Genomic DNA, 7,448 nt, shown 5'->3' with positions numbered 1-7,448 from the left:
CAGCCCCTGAGCGGCACCAGACTGCGTTATCACCTGTCGCTTAACTGGCTGGCATTAGCCGGCAGGCGCGTTTTTATTTAATCCGATGCGGTTAATCTTCCTGCTGGAACTGCGCCATCACGGCCTGCTCACACTGCTGTTCGTTAACGCGCAGTTTGGCACGCTCATCATCACCCAGCTGCAGCCAGGCACTGGCCACTTCACGCGCGGACTCTTCATCGAACTCGGGCTGATTCATCGCCGACGGTGACTGACTGCGCGCCACGGTCGATTTCATCTGTTCGACATACTGATCCGCACTGGCGACCTTTTTCTCGCCGCTGACAATGTGGCACAGCTGACTGGCATAAACATTCTGCTCAGTGTCAGCCTCGTCCGCCGCCAGCGCGCTGCCGGTGGCGAGGATGCTCAGCAGCACTATCTGAGTTACTTTCATTCTTAACTCCTGTTAGTTCGGGTTAAACCTTACGCTGAAGGGTTTCTAGGCGTTTCTGACGCCAGTTCAGCAGCGGCGACACGGTGGTGCCGTGGACCACCACGCTGCAGACCACCAGCGTTAACGCCATATTGGTCATAATTTCCATCTGCGGGCCTTCCATACCGTGCGTCCAGGCATAGGCGATGTAGTTCAGACTGCCAATCCCGCGGATGCCCAGCCAGCCAATCAGCAGACGCTGCCCCAGCGGCAGTCCGGCGCGCAGCGTCACCAGCCAGACGGCCAGTGGCCGCACCACCACAAACAGCACCAGGCCAATCAGCACGCCGTAGATGTTCCAGTGCTGCGCCAGTGTGACGCCCAGCACCACCATCATGCCAGCCGCCAGTAAACGTTCAATAGTATCGCCAAAAGAGAGGGCGTCGCCTACTACAAACCCTATCGACTTCACCATATTGTTGTCGCCCTGATGCGCCAGGCGTTTGTTAGGGTTCACCAGTGCTTCAGAGGGCAGCACGCGCTCGTCGTCAGAGAGATCGTCCGGCTGATGGCGACGGAATACGCCCATCTCAGCACGGCGTAATCCCAGCCCGGCGGCGAAGGCAGCCAGGAAGCCGGAGGCACCCAGCCACTCCACCAGTGAATAACTCAGCGCAATCAGCGCCAGCGCCAGGAAATCATTGGGTGCCACATCGCCATTGGCATTGCGCAGTCGGGTCGCCAGCAGGCCAATCAACTGCCCCAGCACGAAACCGATGATCAGACCGCCGCCAATTGCCCAGAGCACCTCGACCGCACCCCAGTGCCCCAGCATCGCCACGCTCAGGCTTTCGCCATTAAACAGCAGCAGCGCCAGCATCAGCAACGGCAGCGCGGAACCATCATTCATACCCGCTTCGCTGGAGATCGCCACGCGCAGCGAGTCATCATCCTGCGCATCGTTGACCGAGATTAAGCTCGCCAGCACCGGATCGGTCGGCGCAACAATGGCACCAAACGCCAGCGCAATCGGCCAGTCTAATCCCACCAGGAAGTGCGACAGCAGGGTCATCGCGGCCACGGTCAGCAGCATGGCGGGAAAAGCCAGTTTCAGCCCAGTGTGCCAGCAGTTATTTTGCAGCGGCTGACGCAGCTTGAGGCCGGTGATGAACAGCGAGGCAGCCATGGTGATTTCAGTGATGTGCGCCACGGCTTCGGAATGGGTAACAATATCGATGTGGATAACATCAAATCCCCACGGGCCGCACAGAATGCCCGCGATAAGGAACAGACCAAATGAGGTGACTGGCCCCCGGTGAATCCAACCGGAAGCCAGCGACATCAGCAGCAGAAGGCCGCCCGTCGCTGCTGTCCAGGCTAAAAAGTTCATAACACTCCAGATTATTTCGGGTTTATGAATAAGCCTGGCACATTTTTTGACGGCGAGGTGTCAGTTTTTCAGGTGTCGACTGGCGAAGCGGACCGCCAGCGCGGCTGCACCGGCTAAGGTCGAGAGCGCAACCACGCCATTCCAGCCCCAGTGTGCCAGCGCCAGACTTCCCAGCGCCGCACCGGTGGCCATACCGATAAACACCACGGTAAACAGCAACGCATTCAGGCGACTGCGCGCTTCAGGCGCCAGGCCATAGACCAGCGTCTGATGCGCCACCAGCGTGGCCTGCACCCCTAAATCGAAGCCGATGGTGCAGAGGACAATCAGCGCCAGCTGGGCTGGCATTGGCAGTAGCGGCAGCAGAAACATCAGCGCAAAGGAGATTGTCACCAGCGCGGCGCCAGCCTGCGTGACCCTGGCCGGACCGATGCGGTCAGCAAAACTGCCCGCCAGCGGTGCCGCCATGGCACCCGCCGCACCGGCTAAACCAAACGCCCCGGCCACGGCACTGTCCAGATGAAAGCGGTCGCTGAGCATTAACGCCAGCGTCGACCAGAAGGCGCTAAAGCCCACTGACAACAGCCCCTGAGCCAGTGCGGCACGACGCAGCGTCTGATGGTGACGCCACAGGTGCACCAGCGACAGCAACAGGCGCGGATAGCTCACCGAGGTGCCTGGCGCGAAACGCGGCAGTACCCGCCACAGCGTGAGCGTAATCAGCAGCACCGCCAGCGCGGCAATCATATACATGGTGCGCCAGCCGAAATACTCTGCCACCACCCCGCTGACCACCCGCGACAGCAGGATGCCCACCAGCAGCCCGGTCATCACCGTGCCGACCGTTTTACCCCGACTGCGTTCCGGCGCCAGCGCCGCCGAAGCGGGCACAATATCCTGCGCCACGGTGGCGGTCAGGCCGGTGATAAAACTGGCAATCAGCAGCGCGCTGAGTCCACCGGAAAAACCACACAGCAGCAGCGCCGCCACCAGCATTAAGCCTTTGATAAAGATAATGGTGCGCCGGTCATGACGATCGCCCAGCGGAGCCAGCAGCAGGATGCCCAGCGCATAGCCGGCCTGGGTCAGCATCGGCACCATGCCGACCGCGCCGATGCCAGCGTTAAACTGCTTGCTGATGATATCCAGCATCGGCTGGCTGTAGTAAATCGACGCGACGCTGAGTCCGGCACCGGCGGCCAGGGTAAACACCAGCGGCGCAGAGAGCGGTTCATTTTGAGTCTGGGTCTGTATGGCTGACATGCTGTAATCCTCATCATTTCGTCCTGCCATTAAAGCGCATTGCGGTTATACGCGGTAGACTGACATCAGGCAAAACCGTTATACATGGTGCGTATGAACAATCCTAACAGCAGCGATCGCATCGATCTGATGCAGACTTTTATCCGTATTGTGGAGAGCGGCAGCTTATCCGCCGCCGCCGCGCAGCTCGGCACGACACAACCCACCGTCAGCCGCCGACTGCAGAGCCTGGAGCAGCGGCTGGGCCTCAAGCTTATCCTGCGCACCACCCATGCGCTGAAGCTTACCGATGATGGCGAGCGCTGCTACGCCCAGGCGCGGCAGCTGCTGGCGACCTGGCATGCGCTGGAAGATGAGCTGACCGGGGCCAGCGATGACCCGGTCGGTACGCTGCGGGTTCGCGCCCCACACGCCTTTGGTCAGGATCAGCTGATCGCCCCGCTGGTGGACTATCTGCACCGTTACCCCCGGCTCAATATTGAGTGGATGCTGAATGACCGCACGCCCGACTTTATGGCAGAGAATGTGGACTGCGCCATTCAGGTCGGTGCGCCAACCGATCCTTCGGTGGTGGCGATACTGCTGGCAGAAGTGCCACGTATTGTGGTGGCCGCCCCGCACCTGCTGGCGCAGCAGCCGCCGATAGAGCGGGTTGAACAGCTGCGCGACCTGCCGTGGCTGGCACTGACCAGTTTTTACCGTAACGAAGTGGTGTTGCAGAAGATTGACGACGGCCAGCCGGTAAACCTGGCGATTACGCCCCGGCTGAGCAGCGACAGTTTATATGCGGTGCGCAAAGCGGCACTGGCTGGGATGGGAGCCGCGATCGTCTCCTCATGGGCAGTGCAGGAAGATCTGGCGGATGGCAGCCTGGTTCAGCTGATGCCCGCGTGGCAGGCACCGCCGCTGCCGGTGTGGCTGACCTATCCCTGGGCGAGTTACTACCCGGCCAGGCTGCAACACTTTTTTGCCATGATCAAAGAGGTGATGCCGCAGCTGGCGGGCACGCGTCCGGCCTCACAGCCAGCGGGTCGTTCAGGGGGAGCAGAGCGGAAAGGGTAAAGCAGGCGCCCGCCTCAGCGGGCCGCCAGAGAGGTTACTTCGGTTTTTTATCGCTGCGCGACATCTGATCCAGCCAGCCCATCACAAAGGCGGAGAGCACAAAGGTCAGGTGGATAATCACGTACCACATCAGCTTGTCGTTTTCGACGTTGCGCGCTTCCATAAACACCCGCAGCAGGTGAATCGAGGAGATGGCGACAATGGAGGCGGCGACTTTGTTTTTCAGCGAGCCGGAGTCCATCTTGCCCAGCCAGCTCAGCTTCTCTTTATCTTCGTCGATATCGAGCTTAGAGATGAAGTTCTCATAACCTGACAACATCACCATCACCAGCAGGCCGCCAACCAGCGTCATATCCACCAGCGACAGCAGCAGCAGGATCAGATCGTTTTCCGCAATGCTGAAAATGTTGGGCAGCAGGTGGAAAATTTCCTGGAAAAATTTAATGGTCAGCGCCAGCAATCCCAGCGAAAGTCCAATGTAAACCGGGGCCAGCAACCAGCGCGATGCATACATCAGGTTTTCGGTAAAACGTTCCATACAATCCCACGAATAATCAAACAGGTCCGGGAGTATAACCGATCAGCTGTGAAGTTATTTCAGCCCTTCGTCAGAAATTTCAGGGACCGGCGGCAGCGGCAGCGAGAGACGAAATGCCGCGCCACCTTCGGCCCTGTTCTCTGCCCAGATCTGACCGCCGTGGCTCTCGATAATGGTTTTACAGATTGCCAGACCCAGCCCGACGCCCGGCACCGCCGACTCTTTGTCGCCCCGCCAGAATTTATCGAATATCCGGCTTAAATCGTCTTCGGCAATGCCCGGTCCGCTATCCCAGACCGAGATCTCCAGCCGTGATGCCGCACGCCAGGCGCGAATGCCGCGTGGTGCGCTGTTACCGGCATACTTCAGGCTGTTCTCAATCAGGTTGGTGAAGACCCGCTCCAGCAGCGTGCTGTCGCCTTTGATCAGCACAATGTCGTCCGGCAGATCGAGCCGGACCTCATGCCCTTTCAGCGACGGTGCCATGCTGCTCAGCGCCCCGCCGACCACCTCTTCCAGCGCCAGCCACTCCTCACGCAGATTGAGGCCGCCCGACTGAATGCGCGCCATATCCAGCATGTTGCTCACCAGCCGGATGGTGCTCAGCGTCTGCTCGCGGATCTGACTGGCCTGCGGCACATATTTTGAGTTGTCGCTGGCCAGGTCGAGCATCAGCATTTCCGCCTGACCAAACAGCACGGTCAGTGGGGTGCGCAGGTCGTGGGACAGCGCCGACAGCAGCGCATTGCGCAGCTGTTCACGCTCCGCCGAGAGCCGGGACGCCGCCTCGCTATGCGACAGCGCCATCCGTTCCAGTGCGTTAGCAATCAGCACCGTAAAGGTTTCCACCAGCCGCTGCTGCTCGGGGATCATCAGCTGACGCAGGTTCTGCGGCTCCACCACCAGCAAACCCCGGCAGTGCGCGCCACTTTTCAGCGGCAGGATCTGATAAGGCACCGCCGGTAAGGTATCGGTGCCCGCACCCGCAGGCTGGCCTTTGCTGTAACTCCATTTAGCAATCGCGCGATCCGGCTCGCTGGCCGGTAACGCATCGCCCACCGGTTGCAGTTCGTCCTGCTCATCCGGCAGCAGCAGCAGGCAGCGCGCCTGTAACGTGGCATCCAGCACCCGCTGGCTGGTGGCGGCGATATCCTGCGGCGTTAACGCACTGCCCAGCGATTTCGCCATCTCATAGAGCTGGCGCGCCCGCTGCTCGCGGTAGCGCGCCACCCGCGCCTGATAACGCACGCCTGCCGTGAGATTGCCGACGATTACGCCCACCGCCAGCATCACGCCAAAGGTCACCAGATATTGCAGATCGGAGACCGCCACCGTGCCGGTGGGGGCAACAAAGAAGAGGTCAAAGGCGACGATATTCATCACCGTGGCGATCACCGACGGCCAGCGACCATAGCGCAGCGCCACGATCACCACCGCCAGCAGATAGATCATTACGCAGTTGGCGGGATCGAAACCGATCAGTACCGACTGTCCGGCGGCGGTTACAAGGATACAGAGCACCAGCGCCATCATTACGCCGCGCAGCTGAATACGCCATTTTTCGCTGGTGACGCGGCCATCCGGCAGCGGATGCGGCGCATCCTTCAGCGGCTCATCCAGCGCCACCACCAGCAGATCGAGATCCGGCCCCAGCTGGCCGAGCCGTTCGGCAAAGCTGTCACGCCGCCAGCGCCGCAGCGGGCGACGACCGGTGACAATTTTGCCCAGATTGTGCGCGCGGGCGTAACCCAGTACCGCTTCGGCTTCATCGGGCTCAGAGAGGGTCGCGGTTTCCGCGCCCAGCTCCTGTGCCAGCTGTAACGTGCGCAGAATCGCCCGTCGCCGCGCTTCCGGCAGCCGGTGCAGCCGGGGCGTTTCAACATAGACCGCGTGCCATTCACTGCCAAGCCGCGCCGCCAGTCGGGCGGCGGTGCGCACCAGCTTTTCACTGCCGCTGTCGTCGCCAATGCAGAGCAGAATGGCGTCGCGGGTGTGCCAGACGCGCTCCCGTCCCTGCTGATCGCGCCAGGCACGCATCTGATCATCCACCCGATCGGCGGTACGACGCAGGGCCAGCTCACGCAGGGCGAACAGGTTACCTTTGCGGAAAAAGTTTTCGATGGCGCGTTCCGCGCGGTCGCCAATATAGACTTTGCCCTCTTTCAGCCGCTGCCGCAGATCGTCGGGCGGCAGATCGACCAGCACCACTTCGTCGGCGCTGTCGAAAAAGGGATCGGGCACGGTTTCGCGCACCTGAATGCCGGTGACGCCGCCTACCACATCATTGAGGCTCTCAAGATGCTGTACGTTGACGGTGGTCAGTACATCGATGCCCGCTTCCAGCAGCTCCTCAATATCCTGCCAGCGCTTGGGATGGCGCGAGCCCTGCACGTTGGTGTGCGCCAGCTCATCCATCAGGATCACCGCCGGATGGCGAGCCAGCGCGGCATCAAGATCAAACTCTGCATGACGCGAGCGGCCGGTTGCGCGACGCGGCAGCAGAGTTAACCCTGTCAGCAGCTGCGCGGTTTCCGGCCGGTCATGGGTCTCTACCACGCCGATTAAGACATCCAGACCCTGCGCGCGCAGCCGCTGTGCCTCCTGCAGCATGGCATAGGTTTTACCCACGCCCGCACAGGCACCAAAGTAAATTTTCAGCTGCCCGCGATGACTTTCGCGATTAGCCTGCAGTAGCGCGTCGGGATCGGGACGCTGGGGTTCGTGGTTCATCGCTTCCTTAGAGCCTATGCCAGTAGGCGTAATTGTTGCAGACAGTCTGG

6 protein-coding genes are annotated in these 7,448 nt (G+C 60.9%); 1 reads left to right on the top strand and 5 read right to left on the bottom strand.

Annotated elements, in window-relative coordinates; all coding sequences use genetic code 11:
• Positions 1-91: 91 nt before the first annotated feature.
• Genes ACK13D_RS20735 through ACK13D_RS20725 form a run of 3 tightly spaced genes read right to left on the bottom strand, consistent with a single transcriptional unit; the run spans position 92 to position 3,068 of the window.
• Positions 92-436 (bottom strand): hypothetical protein, encoded by a 345-nt coding sequence (locus tag ACK13D_RS20735; RefSeq protein WP_010671501.1) that lies wholly within the window; start codon positions 434-436, stop codon positions 92-94.
• A 22-nt stretch (positions 437-458) separates the two neighbouring features.
• Positions 459-1,805, bottom strand: coding sequence for a cation:proton antiporter (locus ACK13D_RS20730; RefSeq protein WP_418797010.1), 1,347 nt, complete (start codon positions 1,803-1,805; stop codon positions 459-461).
• Between the two features lie 60 nt (positions 1,806-1,865).
• On the bottom strand, positions 1,866-3,068 hold the full coding sequence (locus ACK13D_RS20725) for an MFS transporter (RefSeq protein ID WP_010253427.1): 1,203 nt from the start codon (positions 3,066-3,068) through the stop codon (positions 1,866-1,868).
• A 93-nt stretch (positions 3,069-3,161) separates the two neighbouring features.
• Between ACK13D_RS20725 and ACK13D_RS20720 the strand changes: the two genes are divergently transcribed.
• Entirely contained in the window at positions 3,162-4,130 is a 969-nt protein-coding gene (locus tag ACK13D_RS20720; RefSeq protein WP_010671498.1) for a LysR family transcriptional regulator, read from the top strand.
• A 34-nt stretch (positions 4,131-4,164) separates the two neighbouring features.
• On the opposite strand, the gene ACK13D_RS20715 is transcribed toward ACK13D_RS20720, so the two are convergent.
• Together ACK13D_RS20715 and kdpD are read right to left on the bottom strand one after the other, a co-directional pair.
• Complete coding sequence (locus ACK13D_RS20715) at positions 4,165-4,668, bottom strand: TIGR00645 family protein (protein WP_010253431.1); 504 nt, start codon at positions 4,666-4,668, stop codon at positions 4,165-4,167.
• 54 nt (positions 4,669-4,722) lie between these two features.
• A complete protein-coding gene (kdpD, locus tag ACK13D_RS20710) occupies positions 4,723-7,398 on the bottom strand; it encodes a two-component system sensor histidine kinase KdpD (RefSeq protein WP_337030919.1) in 2,676 nt (891 codons plus the stop codon).
• Positions 7,399-7,448: the final 50 nt, after the last annotated feature.

The sequence above is a fragment of the Pantoea sp. K16 genome, from assembly GCF_048452805.1.
Lineage (GTDB): Bacteria > Pseudomonadota > Gammaproteobacteria > Enterobacterales > Enterobacteriaceae > Pantoea > Pantoea agglomerans.
The sequence above is the reverse complement of the archived record's forward strand: the minus strand, read 5'-3'. Positions and strand labels throughout refer to the sequence as shown.

Bases quoted from the DNA above. Each gene is read 5' to 3' on its own strand.
- ACK13D_RS20735 (WP_010671501.1), bottom strand. From the start codon at position 436: ATGAAAGTAACTCAGATAGTGCTGCTGAGCATCCTCGCCACCGGCAGC.
- ACK13D_RS20730 (WP_418797010.1), bottom strand. From the start codon at position 1,805: ATGAACTTTTTAGCCTGGACAGCAGCGACGGGCGGCCTTCTGCTGCTG.
- ACK13D_RS20725 (WP_010253427.1), bottom strand. From the start codon at position 3,068: ATGTCAGCCATACAGACCCAGACTCAAAATGAACCGCTCTCTGCGCCG.
- ACK13D_RS20720 (WP_010671498.1), top strand. From the start codon at position 3,162: ATGAACAATCCTAACAGCAGCGATCGCATCGATCTGATGCAGACTTTT.
- ACK13D_RS20715 (WP_010253431.1), bottom strand. From the start codon at position 4,668: ATGGAACGTTTTACCGAAAACCTGATGTATGCATCGCGCTGGTTGCTG.
- kdpD (WP_337030919.1), bottom strand. From the start codon at position 7,398: ATGAACCACGAACCCCAGCGTCCCGATCCCGACGCGCTACTGCAGGCT.